This is a genomic window from Amycolatopsis sp. FDAARGOS 1241 (assembly GCF_016889705.1).
In the GTDB taxonomy this organism is placed as follows: Bacteria; Actinomycetota; Actinomycetes; order Mycobacteriales; family Pseudonocardiaceae; genus Amycolatopsis.
This window is the reverse complement of record NZ_CP069526.1, coordinates 9,054,649-9,072,130: the sequence shown is the minus strand read 5'-3', so window position 1 is coordinate 9,072,130 and position 17,482 is coordinate 9,054,649. Positions and strand designations below refer to the sequence as shown.

Annotated in this window: 18 protein-coding genes; 11 read left to right on the top strand and 7 right to left on the bottom strand. The window is 69.8% G+C overall.

Features of this window, described 5'->3' with window-relative positions:
• The first annotated feature begins 10 nt into the window (after positions 1–10).
• The 3 genes from I6J71_RS44045 (at position 11) to I6J71_RS44035 (ending at position 3,257) form a co-directional block, all read left to right on the top strand.
• Positions 11–1,240, top strand: coding sequence for an amino acid deaminase/aldolase (locus I6J71_RS44045; protein WP_204092265.1), 1,230 nt, complete (start codon positions 11–13; stop codon positions 1,238–1,240).
• Positions 1,241–1,391: 151 nt separating this feature from the next.
• Complete coding sequence (locus I6J71_RS44040) at positions 1,392–2,354, top strand: hypothetical protein (protein WP_204092264.1); 963 nt, start codon at positions 1,392–1,394, stop codon at positions 2,352–2,354.
• 51 nt (positions 2,355–2,405) lie between these two features.
• The gene (locus tag I6J71_RS44035; RefSeq protein ID WP_204092263.1) at positions 2,406–3,257 is read left to right on the top strand and encodes a MerR family transcriptional regulator; all 852 of its coding nucleotides are present in this window, start codon (positions 2,406–2,408) and stop codon (positions 3,255–3,257) included.
• Here I6J71_RS44035 and I6J71_RS44030 read toward each other — a convergent pair.
• Positions 3,230–3,856 carry a TetR/AcrR family transcriptional regulator gene (locus I6J71_RS44030; protein WP_239154252.1) on the bottom strand — a complete coding sequence of 209 codons (627 nt, stop codon included), beginning with the start codon at positions 3,854–3,856 and terminating at the stop codon, positions 3,230–3,232. The genes I6J71_RS44035 and I6J71_RS44030 overlap by 28 nt on opposite strands.
• Positions 3,857–4,031: 175 nt before the next feature.
• Between I6J71_RS44030 and I6J71_RS44025 the strand changes: the two genes are divergently transcribed.
• The gene (locus I6J71_RS44025; protein ID WP_204092262.1) at positions 4,032–5,387 is read left to right on the top strand and encodes a GH1 family beta-glucosidase; all 1,356 of its coding nucleotides are present in this window, start codon (positions 4,032–4,034) and stop codon (positions 5,385–5,387) included.
• Entirely contained in the window at positions 5,380–6,642 is a 1,263-nt protein-coding gene (locus tag I6J71_RS44020; RefSeq protein ID WP_204092261.1) for an MFS transporter, read from the top strand. The genes I6J71_RS44025 and I6J71_RS44020 overlap by 8 nt, the downstream gene beginning before the upstream one ends.
• A 325-nt stretch (positions 6,643–6,967) precedes the next feature.
• Here I6J71_RS44020 and I6J71_RS44015 read toward each other — a convergent pair whose 3' ends face one another.
• Together I6J71_RS44015 and I6J71_RS44010 are read right to left on the bottom strand one after the other, a co-directional pair.
• A complete protein-coding gene (locus tag I6J71_RS44015) occupies positions 6,968–7,381 on the bottom strand; it encodes a hypothetical protein (RefSeq protein ID WP_204092260.1) in 414 nt (137 codons plus the stop codon).
• 13 nt (positions 7,382–7,394) lie between these two features.
• Positions 7,395–7,739 (bottom strand): hypothetical protein, encoded by a 345-nt coding sequence (locus I6J71_RS44010; RefSeq protein WP_204092259.1) that lies wholly within the window; start codon positions 7,737–7,739, stop codon positions 7,395–7,397.
• Between the two features lie 372 nt (positions 7,740–8,111).
• Here I6J71_RS44010 and I6J71_RS44005 point away from each other — a divergent pair, with 372 nt between their 5' ends.
• Positions 8,112–9,506, top strand: coding sequence for a helix-turn-helix transcriptional regulator (locus I6J71_RS44005; protein WP_204092258.1), 1,395 nt, complete (start codon positions 8,112–8,114; stop codon positions 9,504–9,506).
• Positions 9,507–9,525: 19 nt separating this feature from the next.
• Positions 9,526–10,419, top strand: coding sequence for a phosphotransferase family protein (locus I6J71_RS44000; protein ID WP_255570919.1), 894 nt, complete (start codon positions 9,526–9,528; stop codon positions 10,417–10,419).
• 216 nt (positions 10,420–10,635) lie between these two features.
• Here the strand turns inward: I6J71_RS44000 and I6J71_RS43995 are convergent, their stop codons facing one another.
• From I6J71_RS43995 to I6J71_RS43980, 4 genes are all read right to left on the bottom strand, one after another.
• Complete coding sequence (locus I6J71_RS43995; RefSeq protein ID WP_204092257.1) at positions 10,636–11,664, bottom strand: copper resistance D family protein; 1,029 nt, start codon at positions 11,662–11,664, stop codon at positions 10,636–10,638.
• On the bottom strand, positions 11,661–12,224 hold the full coding sequence (locus I6J71_RS43990) for a copper resistance CopC family protein (RefSeq protein WP_204092256.1): 564 nt from the start codon (positions 12,222–12,224) through the stop codon (positions 11,661–11,663). The genes I6J71_RS43995 and I6J71_RS43990 overlap by 4 nt, the downstream gene beginning before the upstream one ends.
• Positions 12,224–12,991 (bottom strand): YcnI family protein, encoded by a 768-nt coding sequence (locus tag I6J71_RS43985; protein WP_204092255.1) that lies wholly within the window; start codon positions 12,989–12,991, stop codon positions 12,224–12,226. Before I6J71_RS43985 ends, I6J71_RS43990 begins: the two co-directional genes overlap by 1 nt.
• 76 nt (positions 12,992–13,067) lie before the next feature.
• On the bottom strand, positions 13,068–13,562 hold the full coding sequence (locus tag I6J71_RS43980; RefSeq protein ID WP_204097558.1) for a hypothetical protein: 495 nt from the start codon (positions 13,560–13,562) through the stop codon (positions 13,068–13,070).
• 345 nt (positions 13,563–13,907) lie between these two features.
• Between I6J71_RS43980 and I6J71_RS43975 the strand changes: the two genes are divergently transcribed.
• The 4 genes from I6J71_RS43975 to I6J71_RS43960 are packed head-to-tail and all read left to right on the top strand — an operon-like array spanning position 13,908 to position 17,479.
• Positions 13,908–14,555 carry an ABC transporter permease gene (locus I6J71_RS43975; RefSeq protein ID WP_204092254.1) on the top strand — a complete coding sequence of 216 codons (648 nt, stop codon included), beginning with the start codon at positions 13,908–13,910 and terminating at the stop codon, positions 14,553–14,555.
• Positions 14,548–15,732 carry an ABC transporter ATP-binding protein gene (locus tag I6J71_RS43970; RefSeq protein ID WP_204092253.1) on the top strand — a complete coding sequence of 395 codons (1,185 nt, stop codon included), beginning with the start codon at positions 14,548–14,550 and terminating at the stop codon, positions 15,730–15,732. The genes I6J71_RS43975 and I6J71_RS43970 overlap by 8 nt, the downstream gene beginning before the upstream one ends.
• Positions 15,729–16,508 carry an ABC transporter permease gene (locus I6J71_RS43965; RefSeq protein ID WP_204092252.1) on the top strand — a complete coding sequence of 260 codons (780 nt, stop codon included), beginning with the start codon at positions 15,729–15,731 and terminating at the stop codon, positions 16,506–16,508. The genes I6J71_RS43970 and I6J71_RS43965 overlap by 4 nt, the downstream gene beginning before the upstream one ends.
• A complete protein-coding gene (locus tag I6J71_RS43960) occupies positions 16,508–17,479 on the top strand; it encodes a glycine betaine ABC transporter substrate-binding protein (RefSeq protein WP_204092251.1) in 972 nt (323 codons plus the stop codon). Before I6J71_RS43965 ends, I6J71_RS43960 begins: the two co-directional genes overlap by 1 nt.
• The last annotated feature ends 3 nt before the right edge of the window (positions 17,480–17,482 follow it).

The window sequence follows — 17,482 nt, the reverse complement described above, 5'->3', positions numbered from 1 at the left end:
CAGTAGGTGAATGAGATTCGCGTTTCAAGCGTTGTTGTCGTACCGTAAGTCCGTGACCACCACTTCTCACGGGTACGACCTGGCGACGAAGGACCTCGATCCGCCCTTCGCGATCGTCGACCTGGACGCGTTCGACGCGAACGCCGACGACTTGCTCCGCCGCGCCGCGGGCAAGCCGATCCGGGTGGTCAGCAAATCGGTGCGGTGCCGCTACCTGCTGGAACGCGTGCTCGAACGCGACGGCTTCGAAGGCCTGATGTGCTACTCGCTCGCCGAGGCCGTGTGGCACGTCGAGCAGGGCACCACCCGCGACGTCGTCGTCGCCTACCCGACGGCCGACCACGAAGCGTTGCGTCGCCTCGCCGCGTCCGACGAAGCGCGCGCAGCCATCACGATCATGGTCGACTCGACCGAGCACCTGGACCTCGTCGACGCCGCCCTCGGCCACGGCCACCCGGACATCCGCGTGTGCCTCGAACTCGACGCATCGTGGCGCCCGCTGCCCGGCGTGCACGTCGGCACTCGGCGTTCGCCGGTGTTCACCGTGAAACAAGCCGTCTCGCTCGCCCGCGCGATCGCCGGCAGGCCGGGTTTCGTGCTCACCGGCCTGATGGCGTACGAAGGCCAGATCGCCGGCCTCGGCGACGCGGCCCGCGGCGGCGTGTCGGACGCCGTGATCGGCTGGATGCAGCGCCGGTCTGCCGCCGAGCTCTCTCGCCGCCGCGGTGCCGTGGTCCGCGCCGTCCGCGATCTGGCCGACCTCGAGTTCGTCAACGGCGGCGGCACCGGCAGCGTCGAATCGACCGGCGCGGAATCCGCCGTCACCGAGATCGCCGCCGGCTCGGGCCTCGTCGCCCCGACGCTCTTCGACGGATACTCCCGTTTCCAGCCGCGCCCCGCCGCGCTCTTCGCGCTGCCTGTCGTGCGCCGCCCCGCCCGCGATGTCGCGACCCTGTTCTCCGGCGGCTACATCGCTTCCGGTCCGGCCGGCGCGTCGCGCGTCCCCTCGCCGTACTACCCCGAAGCCCTGAAGCTGCTCGGTTTCGAAGGTGCGGGCGAGGTCCAGACCCCCGTCACGGGCGCCGGCGCCCGCACCCTGCGCCTCGGCGACCGGGTCTGGCTCCGCCACGCGAAGGCCGGCGAACTCGCCGAACGCTTCGACCACTACCACCTCGTCCGCGACTCCCAGGTCGACCGCACCGTCCCGACTTATCGGGGTGAACACAAGAACTTCGGCTGAGCCACTGCGTTGTCCACAGAGTTTGTCCACAACATGAGTCCGCTGTGGACAAACACCCCCTCATCTCGGTGAAACCGTTGACGGCCGTGATCCGGCCGCTCGACAATGCCTTGGGAGCGCGCCGCCGGTCGCGCCGAACGGGGGGAATTCCATGCGCAGCACCACTTTGCTGGCCAAAGCAGCCGTGGTCGGCCTGATCGCCTTGGCACCGGTGGCTTTCGCCGTCGCGCCCGCGAACGCCGCGACGACCGTCCCGATCTCAGCCCCCGGCGGCTACGCGAGCGACCCGTCGAGCACCCCGGCGGCCTCGAAGCACACCCGCGCGCTCGGTGCCGCCGTGACGATTCCGGCCGGCCAGACGCACTACCTCAGCAGCAAGCTCACCGTCGACGCCGCGGCGCAGGTCACCGAGGTGTCGCACCTGGTGTACTGCCGCCGCCCGGGACAGACGACGAACGCCGCTCAGCTGGTGAGCGGCCAGAACGTCCTCGCCGGCACCGCGACCACCCTGCTGACCCGCGGTTTCGTCACCGCGCCCGCGGACAGCGCGCTGACCTGCGCCGTCTACGCGCAGTTCGTGAACCACGCCGCCAACACCGCCGGCCACTTGACGGTGCTGGGTTCGTCCTACCTGCAGGACGTGTTCGGCCCGATCTCCGCGGTCAAGCAGACCTTCAACGGCAAGGTGCTCGTGAACACCGCCGCCACGGCCAATGCCGTCACGTTCACCGCCCCCGTCGGCGCCACGACGGTCCAGGCCATCGGCGATCTCAACATCACCGTCTGCTACGGCGCCGACAACGGCCTCTGCCAGCGCTCGGCCGGCGCCCGGATGAGCGGCTCGAACTCGCTGGTCGGCACCCAGCTCGTGGTCAACCAGCTCGACACGTCGGGCAACGTCTGCCACACCACGACCAACGGCCCTCTCGCCGGCGTGACCGTCACGAGCACTGTGCACCACTTCAAGATCAACACCTGGCTGACCGACGTGCCCGTCCTGGCGTCCTGCTCGCGCACCTTCGTCGCCTACACCCGCGTCACCGCCAACCCGGTGCACAACTCGTTCCTGATCGAGGCGAACAACCAGAGCGTGGGGGCGGCCTTCGTCCCGTGACCGCGGCGCGGACTTGCCCCTCCCCCCGGGGGAGGAGGCAGGCTCATCGACGTGGAAGACGACGTCCTCGCCATCGGTGACCTCGCCCGGCTGACCGGCCTGACGGTCAAGGCTGTCCGCTACTACTCCGACGTCGGGCTCGTACCGACGGCCGGGCGGGACAGCGCCGGCCGGCGCAGGTACGGCGCGAAGGCCCTCGCCCGGCTCCGGCTGGTCCGCACCTTGCGAGCACTCGGCGTTGGGCTCACGACGATCCGGGCGGTGGTCGAGCGGGAGGCCGAAGTGGCTGACGTCGCGCAGCGGGAGGCGGAGGAGCTGGCCGCGCGCATCGACGAGCTGAAGCTGCGGCGGGCCGTCTTGCTGGCCGTCGCGAGGCGGGGAGCCGGAGCGGAGGAGGTGGAGCTGATGCACGAATTGGCCACGCTGAACGGGAACGAGCGGCGCCGGCTCGTCGGGGAGTTCCTCGACGCGGTGTTCGGCGATGTGCGCCGACATCCGGCGATCGCGGGGATCGAGCGCTCACTCACCCCCGAGCTGCCCGACGAGCCCACGCCCGAGCAAGTCGACGCGTGGGTCGAACTCGCGGAACTGAGCCGGGACCAGGAGTTCCGCGCCCTGCTTCACCGGCTGGCCGAAGACCACCACACCCTGGGCAAGGACGTCATCCACCGAGTCGTGGAGCTCAAGTCCTCCGGGCAAGACGGGGTAGCGGCCGTTCGCGCCATCGACCCCACGGCCGAAGACATCTCGCGGATCAGGGCAGCCGTCGATCCGAGGCGCGACGACTACCTCCGGCTCCTCGCCCGCGTCAACGGCTGGGCGGCGCCGGAGCCGCTCACGCCGGCCCTCGAATGGTTCCTCGAAGCCGTCGGCCGTCACTCCCCGAATTTGCTCGCCAGGTAGCCCTTCACGACGTACTTCGCCTCGGCCACGATGCGCTCGTCGCCTTGGGGATCCCGGCGGAAGGCCAGCTTCAGCAGCGCGTCGGCCGTCTCGTTGGCGATCGCGATGGCGAAGCGGAGTTCGTCGGCCGGGCGGTCGACCTGGACGCGCAGGATGTCGACGAGCGAATCGACGATCACGGAGTTGTTGTCGCGGACGGGGTCCAGGAGCTGAAGGTCGATGACGTCACCGAAGTGGACCTTGGAGAAGCCCGGGACCTCGCGGTGCATCTGCAGGTAGATGTCGAGCACGGAGTCGACGATGTTCCACCAGTGCTCGGGGTTCAGCTCCTTCAGCCGCTCGTTCACCGCGGCCACGAAGCGCTCCAGATTCCGCTGCGTCAGCGCCTGCACCACGGCCCGTTTGTCGGGGAAGAACTGGTACAGCGAACCGACCGCGACGTTCGCGCGCTTGGCGATCAGGGTGGTCGTCAAGGCGTCGTAGCCCACCTCGTCGATGAGCTGGGCGCTGGCGTCGAGCATCTGCTCCACCCGCTTCGCGCTGCGCTGCTGCACGGGCTTGCGCCGGAGCGGAGTGGTCTCCGCCTGGGTCTCGGACACTGTCGTTCCTCGGTCCTTCTCGCTTCCCTGTTCCGCCGGTGACGGCGGAACCACTCGTCTGATCTGGGACTTTAGCGCCCTTGCGGGCTTCCCCCTGGACGAGTGACGACCTAGCATATGAGAACTTTTCACGTTCACCCGACCGGGTGGCCGATGAGAGAGGTGTGTTCCGCCGGTGGACTACCCGACCTTCCCGTCCGAATTCCTCTGGGGTGTGTCAACCTCGGCGTTCCAGATCGAAGGCGCCACGGCCGAAGCAGGCCGTGGACCGTCCATCTGGGACACCTTCACCGCGACCGACGGAAAGATCGCGCGTGGTGAGGACGCCAAGGTAGCGGCGGACCACTACCACCGCTACTCCGAAGACATCGCCCTGATGGCGGAACTCGGCGTCGGCGCCTACCGGATGTCGATCGCCTGGCCGCGCATCCAGCCCACCGGCACCGGCCGGCCCCACGCCGAGGGCCTGGCCTTCTACGACAAGCTCATCGACGAGGTCTGCGCCGCCGGCATCGATCCGGTCGTCACGATCTACCACTGGGACACCCCGCAGGTGCTCGAAGACGCGGGCGGCTGGCTCAACCGCGACACCGCCGACCACTTCGCCGAGTACGCCACCGTCCTGGGTGAGCACTTCGCCGACCGGGTGAAAATGTGGATCCCGCTCAACGAGCCCATGGTGATGTCGATCTACGGCTACGGCATCGGGGAGTACGCACCGGGCCGGGTCCTCCTGCTGGACGCGCTCCCGACCGCACACCACCAGAACCTCGCCCACGGCCTCGCCGTGCAAGCGCTGCGGGCGGCCGGCGCCACCGGCATCGGCACGGCTAACAACCACTCGCCGATCTGGTCCGTCGGCGAGGGAGCCGAAGAGGCGACGAACTGGCTCGACGCCCTCCTCAACCGCACGTTCGCCGATCCGGTGCTGCTCGGCAGCTACCCCGAGCAGATCCACCCCCACCTGCCCGACGGCTTCGCGAACGACCTGCCGGTCATCCACCAGCCGCTCGACTTCTACGGCGTCAACTACTACGAACCGCAGGGCGTCGCGGCACCCGGTGAGGGGAGTCCCCTTCCGTTCGAGCTGTGCCCGATCGAGGGTTATCCGATGACGACCAACGGCTCGCCGATCGTGCCGGACGGCCTGCGCGAGCTGCTGGTGTCGTTCCAGGACCGCTACCGCACTGTGTCTGATTCCGCCTCCGCGGAAGGGAGTACGTCGGCGGGCCTGCCGCCTGTTTACGTCACGGAAAACGGCTGCAGCTTCGCCGACGAACCGGGAGAAGACGGCCAGGTCCACGACCTCGAGCGCATCGACTTCCTCGACGGGCACCTGCGGGCCGTGCGCGAAGCCATGGACGCCGGTGTGGACGTGCGCGGCTACTTCGTCTGGTCGCTGCTCGACAACTTCGAGTGGGCCAAGGGCTACGCACCCCGCTTCGGGCTCGTGCACGTGGACTACGAGACTCAGCGCCGCACGCCGAAGGACTCCTTCGCCTGGTACCGAAAGCTGGTCAACGATGAGTGACACGACCACCAACGGGGTCCCCGCGGCGTTCGCCGAACCCGTGGTGCGGGTGCGCCCCGGCTGGATGAGCCTGCTGTTCTTCGCGAACATCGCGCTGTGGCTCGGCATCTACGCGCCGATCCAGGTCCTGCTGCCGCAGCAGGCTGAAATTTTGGACGCGGCCGACAAGGAGACAGTGTTCGGCATCGTCACCGGCATCGGTGCGGCGGTGGCGCTGGTCGCGAACCCGGCCATCGGGCTGCTGTCCGACCGCACCACTTCGCGCTTCGGCCGCCGCCACCCGTGGACGGTCGCCGGCGCGGTCACCGGTGCGGCCGGCCTGCTGGTGCTCGCCGAAGCACCGAACGTCGTGGTGATGACCCTCGGCTGGTGCCTCGTGCAGGCGGGGCTGAACGGCATGCTCGCCACGCTCATGTGCGGTATCGCCGACCGCGTGCCGGTGGGTCAGCGCGCACAGGTGGGCGGGCTCGTCGGCATCGCGCAGATGCTCGGCACGGTGCTCGGTGCCGTGGTCGTGGTTGTGATGCTCGACCTCGCCGGCCTGCCCCTGGGGTACGCGGTGTGCGCGGTGATCGTGCTCGGCGGCGCCGCCGCGTTCGTGCTGCGGACGCCCGACGCGCGCCTGCCCGTGGAGTTCCGGCCGAGCGGGCGCCGCAAGGAGGTCCTGGCCGAGCTGTGGGTTTCGCCGCGCAAGCACCCGGACTTCGCGTGGGCCTGGGGCTGCCACTTCATGATCAACCTCGGCAACGCGTTCGGCACCCTCTACCTGCTGTTCTTCCTCAAGGACGCCGTGCACTACCCCGACCCGGACACCGGGCTGCTCATCATGATGGGCCTCTACGGCGTAGCGCTCGTGATCGGCGCGGTGCTGGCCGGGCACTTCTCCGACGGGTCGGGCCGCCGCAAGCCGTACGTGCTGGCGTCCTCGGCTGTGATGGCACTGGCCGCGCTGCTGCTGGTGGTGTGGCAGACCTGGCCGGTCGCGCTCGTCGCGTCGCCGCTGCTGGGCGTGGGGTTCGGCGTGTACATGGCGGTGGCGCTGGCGATGCTCACGCAGGTGTTGCCGGTCGCGCAGAACCGCGCGAAGGACCTCGGCGTGGTGAACATCGCGAGCTCGCTGCCACAGGTCGTGGCACCACTGCTGACGACGCTGATCCTCAACTGGCTCGGTGGCTACCCGGCGCTGTTCGGTGCGGCGGCACTCGCGACCGTGGTCGCGGGAGTGCTCGTCACGCGGGTGCGAGCCGTCCGGTAATCGGGCAAAGACGATAACGCCGAAAAGTGGAACCGCGGGCCGGTGCCGGTCGGGGGAGGGGAGTGCAACGGCACCGGCCCACGGAGTTTGTGGTCGTAGCAGGGTTTGAACCAGCTGCGATGATCTTCAACCTAGCGGCGGATTTCGCGCTTCGCTAGATCTTGCCGTGAAAATTTTCGATTAATCGCGGTGGGGGCTGGGGAACCGGGACTGGTTCGTCGCGCTCGGGGAGACGGACGAACCAGTCCGCGGCTGAGGCGAGGGTGCCGGTGCCGGGCCGACCGGGGCTGTCGGGCCCGGCGCTCGCTCGCCGGTTCGGGGTGGTTCAGGCCGTGGCGGCCCGGGGGGTCACCAGCGCGTGGCGACCGGTGGTCTCGGCCGGCGACACGCGGTCCGCGCGCCGGGCCTGGTTCGGGAGGCGGCGCCGGCTGGAGCGGCGATCGTCCTGGGCGCGGGCTTGCGGCGCGAGGCCGCCGGCGACCAGGTGCTCGTGCGCCACCTGCCACACCGAGCACGGCGCCTTGCAGCGGTGCCACCGGGTCGAGCAGGTCGGGCAGTCACCGCGCTCGTCGGGCTCGTGCGCCTGCAGCATCGCCCGCCAGCCTTCGGTCAGGCGCGGCAGTTCGGAGCGGGCGACCGAGACGAGTGACTGGGCGTCGGCGCGGTTCGCCAGGTCGGACAGCATGTCGAGGCGCTCCCAGACCGCGTTGCGGAGGACCTGCCCGAGTACCTGATCCATGGAGAGCTCACCGTCACCTTTCAGCCATCTTGGCGGCTTCGTTGAGCGCGGCCCGGAGCTGGCCGAGCTGGCCGGACGTCAAGCGGGCGGTCTCACCCGGCGGTGAGACCACCACGACCTGGTCGTCCTCGACGAACACGGTCACCGCGCGCTCGCGGCTGATGAGGTCGCCGCACTGCACGCGCCACACCAGCTGCCCGCCTTCGTAGTGACGCACGCCCGCCGTGCGGGGGTCGGCGACGGCGGAGGGGGTGACCGGCCGGGTCGCCGTGGCGACAGCCGCCGCGCCCGGGGCGGGCCGCGCGGGCCGCATCACGGTCCCGGCATGTCCTCCTGCGAGCGAGTCAACGAACTCCACTGGCCCTCCACCGCTCTCTCGTCCGAGTGCACCTTGCGAGATGCACGTCTGCGCCGTCACCGATCGGTCCGGCTTTCCGTCCGCCCGACGATCTCTCGTCTGACAAACACCTGACGGGCCGCCCGGTTTTCGTAGCTCTCCGTGATCGCTGCCGGTGTCCGGGCGGTGACGGAGATCTGACAACTACAGTGAAGTGAAAGCGAGTTCGATAGAAGGTCGAAACCGCGTCATAGCGGTGACCGGACGGGGTTCCACGGTAAGCGGTCAGTGGAGTTCGGCCGGGCCGATCAGACACACTGTCTGCTCGTTTCACAAGGTTTCAGAGGTGTGCTTAGTCTGCTTCCGACGCCCAACGGATGGTGAGGGGTCGTTATGGACGCCAGTTCCGGCGACAGCGTTTCCGGTGCCGATGCCCGCCAGGGCAGCCCGGTTCCGCCTGACGCGTGGGAACAGCCCGACATGCGGTCGGCGCTGGCGGCCAGGGAGATCAGCGCGGTCTACCGCTTGTTGCGCAAGCACGGCGTCTCGCAGCGCCAGATCGCCGCGATGACCGGCCAGTCGCAGTCCGAGGTGTCGGAGATCCTCAAGGGTCGCCAGGTCATGGCCTACGACGTCCTCACGAGAATCGCCGACGGCCTGGGTGTCCCCCGTGGATACATGGGTCTCGCGTACGACGAGACCACGGCGATACGGGTCGTCGGTTCGTCCGACGGCCGGCAGGCTGAGGAGGACGAGTCCGTGAAGCGACGGAGGTTCCTCGCGCACGCCGCCCAGGTCACGATGGGTGCGGCGGTGTTCGGTCCGGAATCAGGGACGTGGTCGGAGGCGCCCGCGCGGACGCCCGCCCCCGGGCGCATCGGCATGACCGACGTGCGCCAGGTCGAGGCGGCGACCAGAGCGCTGCGGGCGCTCGACTACCAGTACGGCGGCGGGTTCTGCCGCGACGCCGTGGTGGCGCAGCTGTCCTGGGGCCAGCAAATGCTCGAGGCGAACTCGACGGAGCTGGTCAAGTCCCGCCTGTTCGTGGCGCTGGCCGACCTGCACAGCCTGGCCGGCTGGACGTCGTTCGACACCGGGCTCATGGACTCCGCCCGCGGCCACTTCGCCAACGCACTGGACCTGGCCAAACAAGGTGACAGCCACCCGCTCGTGGCCAACGTGCTCTACCGCATGGGCCGCGTCTACCTGCACCAGGACGCACCCAACGACGCGCTGAAGCTTTTCCAGCTGGGTCAGATCGCCGCGCAGGAATCGGGTTCGGAGCTCGCCGTCGCGGTGCTCTGCGCCAACGAGGCCTGGGCCTACGCGATGATGGGCAACGAGGAGCAGGCCACGAAGCTGCTCGGGCGCAGCAAGGACGAGTTTGCGCGCGCCGACATCGTCAACGCCGAATCGTGGGTGAAGTTCTTCAACGAGACCGACGTCTACGCGATGACCGGGACCGTCCACACGGTGCTGGCGCAGAAGAACCCCGAGCACACCAAGTACGCGATCCCGGCACTGACCAGGGCCGTCGAGTCCTACACCGACGACATGGCGCGCAGCAAGACGTTCATGCTCAGCGCGCTGGCCACGAACCACCTGCTCGACGGCGACCTCGATCACGGCGCCAAGGTGGGCGGCAAGGCCATCGACTACGCGGAGAGCATCAAGTCGGAGCGGGTCAAGGACCGCATGCGCCCGCTGCAGGTCGAGGCCGAGCGCCGGCGCAACAACGGTGACGCGCGTGATCTCGCCGACCGGCTCAAGATCTTCTACGCCGCCTGAGGTCGCCGGAAGCACCGGCGTGCCGCTCGACGGCCGCTTCACGCAAGCGAAGCTGCACGAGGTCCTGACCGAAACGTGCGCGCTGCTGGGCTTGGACCCGGCCGGTGCGCGGCTGCTGCGCTTCACCAACAACGCGGTGTACGCGCTGGCCAGCGCCCCGGTCGTCGTGCGGATCGTCGGCTCCACGCGGCTTCGCCACCGCGTCGATACCGTCGTGCGCGTCGCCCGGCACTTCGCGCGCCACGACGTGCCCGCGATCCGGCTGCTGGAAGGCGTCGACCAGCCGCTGGCCGTCGGGCCGCACCTGGTCACGGTGTGGCACGAGGTGCCGTCGATCGGGCGGCCTGCGACCACTGTCGACCTGGCCGGACTGCTGCGCCGGGTGCACGCGCTGCCGCCGCCCGAAGGCCTCGCCGAGTGGGCGCCGTTCGACGCGGTGCGCGCCCGGGTTTCCGACGCGGAGGAGCTGGCTGACGGCGACCGCGAGTTCCTGCTGGAGCGCTGCGCGGAGGTCGAAGCGCAGCTCGTGACGCTGGACTTCCCGCTGGCCAGGGGCTTCGTCCACGGTGACGCGTACCCGGGCAACGTGATCCCCGGCCGGGACGGCCCGGTGCTGTGCGACTTCGACTCCTCGTGCGTCGGGCCGCCCGAGTGGGACCTCACGCCGCTCGCGGTCGGCCTCGAGCGGTTCGGGGACCTGCCGAGCCGTTACCTGCGGTTTTCCCGCGCCTACGGCTTTGACGTCACCACCTGGTCCGGCTTCGCCGTGCTGCGCGCCGTGCGGGAGCTCAAGCTCACGACCAGCGTGCTGCCGATCCTGCGCAGCCATCCGCAGGTGCGCGCCGAGCTGCACCGCCGGCTGGACGACCTCCGCCACGGGCGCACGAACGCGAGCTGGACGCGTTACCGATGAGTACCGCTCACCGGGACAAGTGCCCTGCGTCACATACATGAGCTGATGCACGTGCATTCGACGCCCGGAGGCGACCGCTCGTCGCTTTCCAGCCAACTGCCGACGAGGTGCGCGTCCAAGGAGAAAATTCGGCTCGGCCGGTCGCCCGGACGCCGGATTGCTACTCCCGCAGTGCAATTTGCAGCTACGTGACGTGATCTCGGGCCGGTGGGGGGTTCAGAAGACGGCGACCGGCGCCCGCGTGAGCACCACGGCGAAGCCGAACGCCAGCCCCATCACCGTGAGTTCGAGCGTGGCCCACCACGCGATCGCGGTGCGGTTGTGGCGCACGATCTGCGGCATCAGCCGCCAGCGGAGGTTGCCGGCGAGCAGCGCGATCGCCCCCGTGCACGCGATCTTCAACAGCACCAGCTGCCCGTACGGCGTGGTGAAGACGCCCGCCCAGAAGCTGATCGTGGGGTTGGCCAGGATCTCGACGGCGCCGTTGAACACTCCGGTCACCGCGGAGATGATCAGGCACAGCGTCGCCAGCTTGGAGAACCGCGGCAGCGCATGGGCGAGCAGCGTGCGGTTCGTGGCGAGCAGCACGATCATCGCGCTGAGGCCGCCGCACCACGCGACGGCGCTCATCACGTGCAGCTCCATCGAGATCATCGTGTAGTCGTGCCACGACGAGTTCGACGCGTGGCCGGTCACCGGCAGCGGCAGCAGCGCGAACATGCCCACGCCCACACGCACCTCGGCCGGCACCTTCTCGCCCTGGCGCAGCGAAAGGAAGCCGAGCCCCGCGTGCAGCAGCGCCAGCACCGCGACGATCACGAGCGCCTTGCCGGCGCCGACCTCCGCGATGTACGAGCCGATGTCGCCCGGCGTGAGCGTCGACTGGCCCGGCTTGTACTCCGCCGTCTGCAGGATCAGGGCGACCACCGACGTGGCCGACCAGATCAGCGCGGACGCGACCGCCGCGGGCCGCGCCCGCTGCATGATCGGCTCGGTGAGCTTCGGCCGGTCGTAGCCGACCATCACCGAAAGCAGCCCCAGCCCGATCGTGGCGACCGCGGCCAGGTCCATCAGCACGCGCACGATCGGGATGGCGGCCGAGACCACCTCGCTGGGTTCGACCACACCCGGCACGGGGGCGGCCGCCGTCAGCGCGACGCCGATCAGCGCGCCCAGCAGGCCCGCCGTCACCACGCACAGCAGCGTGGACCAGCGGACTTCGGAGGTGGTCTCGGCCTGGGTCACTGCTTCGTCTTCTCCTGGCTCGGCTCACGCCCGGTGCGCAGCGCGACGGTCAGCCCGATCGCGAGCAGGACCACCGCGCCGGCGATCCACACCCAGATCGGGATCCCGGTCGAGCTCGACGCCGAGCCCGCGGCCGCCGAGGCGGGTGCCCCGGCCGCCTTGGCCGCGTCGACCTTCGCCGGCGTGCCGGCGCCCGCCTTGGTGAGCGTGAACGGGATCTCTCCCGACACCGGGTGCCCGTCGGCCGACAGGATCCGGTAGCCGACGGTGTACTTGCCCGCTGGGCCCAGTGGCCGCAGCGGCGCGCTGATCACGTTGTTCTCCACGGTCACCGGGCCCTCGGCCCACTGGTTGCCGTCGGGCCCGGTCACCGCGATCTGGTTCACGTCGGCGTTCTGCACGTACTGGTCGAACGTCAGCGTGACCTTCGCCGGACCGGCGGCGACGGACGCGCCGTTCGCCGGGTCGGAACTGATCAGCACGTTGTGCGCCAGCGCCGGGGTGGCCGTGCCGAGCAGGGCCACCCCGGCGATCGCCAGCGCGAGGAGCGCTTTCCGCATCACTTGGTTCCTTCGGTGTTTCCGTTCGCAGCGCTGTGTCCGGCCGCGGCGCGGCGCGAGCGCAGGACCGCGCCCCCGCCGATGCCGAGCCCGAGGGCGCCCACGACGAGGCCGGCCCCGCCGAGCCACCGGGCCGTGGTGTCTTCGGAAGCCGGCGCCGCGGCTTCGGTGCCGCTCGCGCCGGCGGTCATCGACGCGTGGTCGCCGTCCTCGCTCTCGGCGGCGAGCTTGACGGTGGGCGCCGGGTGCTCCGGCTCCTCACCGCTGGCGGGTGTGGGCTGGTTCCAGTCGACCACTTTGCCACCCTCGTACGTCTGGATGGCGGGGAACTCGAGCTGGTCGACGTTCGCCGGCAGCGGGCCGGCGCTGATCTGGAACTCCTGGAACTCGTTCTGCCCGATCTTGGTGCCGGGCTGGGCGGTCCAGACCACCTTGGTGACGGCTTCGGTGATCTTCGTGCCGGACGCGGTGGTCACCGGCTGCGGCAGCCGCGACTCGGTGACCTGCGCGGTCCAGCCAGGGATCGGCTTGGTGCGCACGCTGCCGATGCCGTACTCCGGCTTGATGTCGACCTCGAGCTTGACGGTGCCGAGCTTCGCGTCCTCGTTGGGGACGCGGAAGAAGATCGAGCCGTACCCGCCCTTGGCCGGCTGGTCGCCGTAGACGTTCGCGGTCACGTGCGCCGACGCGATGCCGGCGCCGAACAGGCCGGCGAGGCCGACGGTCGCGGCCACCACGGCGGCGCGCTTGAAGACGTGCTGGGACAAGGGTTTCTCCTGAACAGGGTGAGCCGGCGGAGCGTTTCGGGGGCTCCGCCGGTGAGGAAAGGGGATCGAGCTGGGTTCAGGAGAGGACGGGTGGCCCGCGCCGGCAGCGGACCCGCCGCAGCTCGACGTCGAGGATCGCCACCGCCCCGGCGGGCGGCGGCGGGAGGAGCGCACCCGCGGCGGCGGGCACGGGAAGCGTGGGGGTCAGGCGCGGCAGGACCGCGCGGACCACGCGGAGCACGGCCAGCAGCACGGCGTCGGCGCGCGCCAGCAGCAGGGCAGTAAGCAGCGTGGCGACGGCGTGCGCCGCCGTCATCGTCCAGCCGCTCGCCCAACCGGCGGCGGCGTGGCCGTCGTGGGTCGCGAGCGTGGTGAGCACGAGGTGCATGACCAGCTGGCCGGCGCCGAGCACGGCGACGGTCGCGAGCGGGCCGCGGGCCTTGCCGGCGAGCGCGGTGGCGGTCCAGCCGAGCAGTCCGGTGAGCAGCAGGGTCAGCGGCGGGTCCGGCAGCCCGCCGTCGGCGACGGCGTGGGCCGTCACCGCGAGTGACGCGGAACTGGCCGCGAGCAGCCCGCCGCGCGCGGCGGCTAGTGCGCCGCGTTGCCGGATCCGGGTGCTCACCGCAGCAGCTTATCGCCGCTGCACCACGTGATCGAGCCGTCCCGGCCCGTGAGTTCGCGTTCGCTGAACGTTCAAGTACGTGCTGGTAGGCGCGTTGCGATCAGGTGCCGGCCCCTCGGCCGGGCTGTTCGCTTCGGTTGCCGAAGGCCCGGGGATGCGAAACGGTGGTTTGACCAACGGTGAGACGGGAGGTTTGGCCCGAGTCCATTCTGGGTAGTCACGCTACCGGTTGATGAGCTACTCCGAACGGGTGACGTCCGGGGAATCTCACAAGCGGCGGGAGAACGAATACGCATGAACCTCTTCGAGTACATCTCGGACCGGTGGGACAGGCTGTTGCTGCAGTCCTGGCTGCACACGAGCATGGTCGTGCAGTGCACGATCCTCGCGGCGGCGCTGGGTGTGGTGATCGGCATCGCGGTGTACCGCAGTCCCATCGGCTCGGCCGTCGCGACCGCGCTGGCCAGCACGATCCTCACCGTCCCCTCCTTCGCCCTCCTCGGGTTGCTGATCCCGATCTCGGGGCTCGGGTCCACCACCGCGGTCATCGCCTTGGTCCTCTACGGCCTGCTGCCGATCGTGCGGAACACGATCGTCGGCCTCGCCGGTGTCGATCCGGCGGTCACGGACGCGGCCCGCGGCATCGGCATGAGCCGGTTCGCGGTGCTGACGCGAGTGGAGCTGCGGCTGGCCTGGCCCGCGATCCTCACCGGGATGCGGGTCGCGACGCAGATGCTGATGGGCATCGCGGTGATCTCGGCCTACGCGAAGGGCCCCGGCCTGGGGTCGGAGGTCTTCTCGGGCCTCACCAACGCGGGCAGCACCAACTCCCTCAACCAGGCCCTCACGGGCACCGTCGGCGTCGTGATCCTCGCGCTCGTGCTCGACGGCATCTACGTCCTGATCAAGCGACTCACCGTAACGAGGGGGCTCCGTGGCTGAGCACACCGACGACCAGGTCTCCGGCGTCGAGATCGAACTGGAGCACGTCACCAAGCGCTACTCGGGCACCCGGGCGCCCGCCGTCGACGACTTCTCGATGGTCGTGCCCGCGGGCAAGATCGTGGTGTTCGTCGGCCCTTCCGGCTGCGGCAAGACCACCACCATGCGGATGATCAACCGCCTGATCGAGCCGACGTCCGGCCGTATCACGATCGGCGGCGACGACGCCCTCAAGCTCGACGTCGACACCCTGCGGCGGCGCATCGGCTACGCGATCCAGCAGGCCGGCCTGTTCCCGCACTTCACCGTGGCGCAGAACATCGGCGTGGTCCCGGGGCTGCTGGGCTGGGACAAGAAGAAGATCACCGCGCGCGTCGAGGAGATGATGGACCTGGTCGGCCTCGACCCGGCCGATTTCCGCGACCGCTTCCCGCGCCAGCTCTCCGGTGGCCAGCAGCAGCGCGTCGGCGTGGCCCGCGCGCTCGCGGCCGACCCGCCGTTGCTGCTGATGGACGAACCCTTCGGCGCCGTCGACCCGATCACGCGCGGCAACCTGCAGGACGAGCTGCTGCGGCTGCAGACCGACCTCAAGAAGACAATCGTGTTCGTCACGCACGACTTCGACGAGGCCGTGAAGCTCGGCGACAAGATCGCCGTGCTCGGCAACCAGTCGAAGATCCTGCAGTACGACACCCCGGACGCGATCCTCGCCAACCCGGCCGACGACACCGTGGCCGGCTTCGTCGGCGCCGGTGCTTCGCTCAAGCAGCTGACCCTGCTGCGCGTGCGCGACGTCGAGCTGAGGCAGGACGCGCTCACCACCGGCCTCGACGCATCGCCGGCCGAGCTCGCGCAGAAGCTCGACGCGCAGCGCAAGCACTTCGTGCTCGTGCTCGACGCCCGCCGTCGCCCGCTGCGCTGGGTGCACCGGCGCGAGCTGACTGCGGCGACGTCGCTGGCCACGGCGGGCAAGCCGTTGCGCGATGTCGTGAGCCTGCAGTCGACGCTGCAGGACGCGCTCGAGGCCATGCTCGCCGAGGGTGGCGGCGTGCCCGTCACCGGCCCGCGCGGCGAGTTCGCCGGCGTCATCGAGCTGGACACCGTGATCAACACGATCCAGCAGCTGCGCGACGAGCACTCCGACGACCACGAACCGGTCGGGGGTGGCGCGCAGTGACGGCGGTCGTCGACACCGGTTTCAGCACCGAATCCGGCTCCCGCGGCGCCGAGCGCTTCCGCCTGTTCGCCCAGCCCATCGCCGTCGTCGTGCTGGTCGCGGCGACGCTCGGGTGGGTCTTCGGGACCGGCCTGACGGCCACGGAGAAGGAGACGCTGAACGCGACCTCGCTGCTCACGGCGCTGCGCGACCACGTCGCCATGACGCTGGTGGTCGTCGTGATCGTGGTGCTCGTGGCCGTGCCGCTCGGCGTCATGGTCACGCGGCGGTGGGCGAGGTCCCTCGCGCCGATCTTCCTCGCGATCGCCAACATCGGCCAGGCCGCGCCGGCCCTCGGCGTGCTGGTGCTGTGGTTCATCTTCACCGGCGCGGTCGGTGGCCTCTGGGTCGCGGCGCTGCCGCTCGCGTTCTACTCGCTGCTGCCGGTGCTGCGGAACACGATGGTGGGCCTGCAACAGGTCGACCCGGCGCTGATCGACGCCGGTCGCGGCATCGGGATGTCGTCGGCGGGGGTGCTGTGGCGGGTCGAGTTCCCGCTGGCCATCCCGCTGATCCTGGCCGGCCTGCGCACGTCGCTCGTGCTGGCCGTCGGCACGGCGACGTTCGGCATGTTCGTCAACGCCGGCGGGTTCGGCCTGCTCATCGACACCGGCTACAAGCTCAACCTCACGAAGGTGCTGATCACCGGGTCGGTGCTGGCCGTCGCGCTGGCGCTGCTGGTCGACTGGCTCGGTGCGGTGGCGGAGCAGTACTTCGGACCGAAGGGACTGCGCTGATGAAGGTCCTGAAGAAGGCCGCGGCCCTGGCCGGCGCCGCGGTGCTGGCCGTGTCGCTCTCGGCGTGCGGGCTCGATCTCAACACCGCCCTGCCGTACTCGATCCAGCCCGGGTCGATCCAGCCGACGCCCGGTGTCGAGGGAGTCCGGGTCGTGGTGGGGTCCAAGGACTTCACCGAGAACATCATCCTGGGCTACATGGCCGAGATGGCGCTGAGCGCCGCCGGCGCCGACGTCGTCGACCTCACCGACATCAAGGGCTCGAACTCGTCGCGGCAGGCCCTGCTCAACGGCCAGACCGACGTCACGTGGGAGTACACCGGCACCGGGTGGATCAACTACCAGGGCAACGAACTCCCCGTACCGGGCGGTGAAAAGGCGCAGTACGACGCCACCGCGAAGGCCGACGCCGAGAAGAACGGCATCACCTGGCTCAACTACTCGCCGCTCAACGACCAATACGCGTTCGCCACCACAGATGCGTACGCGCAGAAGAACAACCTGAAGTCCACCTCCGACCTGGCGACCTTCCTCAAGTCGCACCCGGACCAGGCGCGGTTCTGCCTCGAGACGGAGTTCACCAGCCGGCAGGACGGCTTCCCGGCCGCGGTCAAGGCGTACGGCTTCCAGAACCCGAAGATCGAGAACTTCGGCATCGGCACCATCTACTCCGCCGTGGCCAACGGCACGTGTCCGGTCGGCGAGGTGTTCACCACCGACGGCCGCATCGCGGGCCTGAACCTGCGCGTGCTCGAGGACGACAAGAAGGCGTTCCCGCAGTACAACGCGGCGGTGACGATGCGCACCGACTTCCTGAACGAGCACCCGGCGCTGCGTGGCCCGCTCGAGAAGGTCACGGCGGCGATCGACAACAAGCAGATGGTGGAGCTGTGCAAGCAGGTCGACGTCGACGGCAAGGACGCCGGCGTCGTCGCCCACCAGTGGATGCTGGAGAAGGGCTTCATCAAGTAACGA

Excerpts from the sequence above, each read along its gene's own strand:
- I6J71_RS44045 (WP_204092265.1), top strand. The coding sequence starts at position 11 with ATGAGATTCGCGTTTCAAGCGTTGTTGTCGTACCGTAAGTCCGTGACC.
- I6J71_RS44040 (WP_204092264.1), top strand. The coding sequence starts at position 1,392 with ATGCGCAGCACCACTTTGCTGGCCAAAGCAGCCGTGGTCGGCCTGATC.
- I6J71_RS44020 (WP_204092261.1), top strand. The coding sequence starts at position 5,380 with ATGAGTGACACGACCACCAACGGGGTCCCCGCGGCGTTCGCCGAACCC.
- I6J71_RS44015 (WP_204092260.1), bottom strand. The coding sequence starts at position 7,381 with ATGGATCAGGTACTCGGGCAGGTCCTCCGCAACGCGGTCTGGGAGCGC.
- I6J71_RS44005 (WP_204092258.1), top strand. The coding sequence starts at position 8,112 with ATGGACGCCAGTTCCGGCGACAGCGTTTCCGGTGCCGATGCCCGCCAG.
- I6J71_RS43990 (WP_204092256.1), bottom strand. The coding sequence starts at position 12,224 with ATGCGGAAAGCGCTCCTCGCGCTGGCGATCGCCGGGGTGGCCCTGCTC.
- I6J71_RS43975 (WP_204092254.1), top strand. The coding sequence starts at position 13,908 with ATGAACCTCTTCGAGTACATCTCGGACCGGTGGGACAGGCTGTTGCTG.
- I6J71_RS43960 (WP_204092251.1), top strand. The coding sequence starts at position 16,508 with ATGAAGGTCCTGAAGAAGGCCGCGGCCCTGGCCGGCGCCGCGGTGCTG.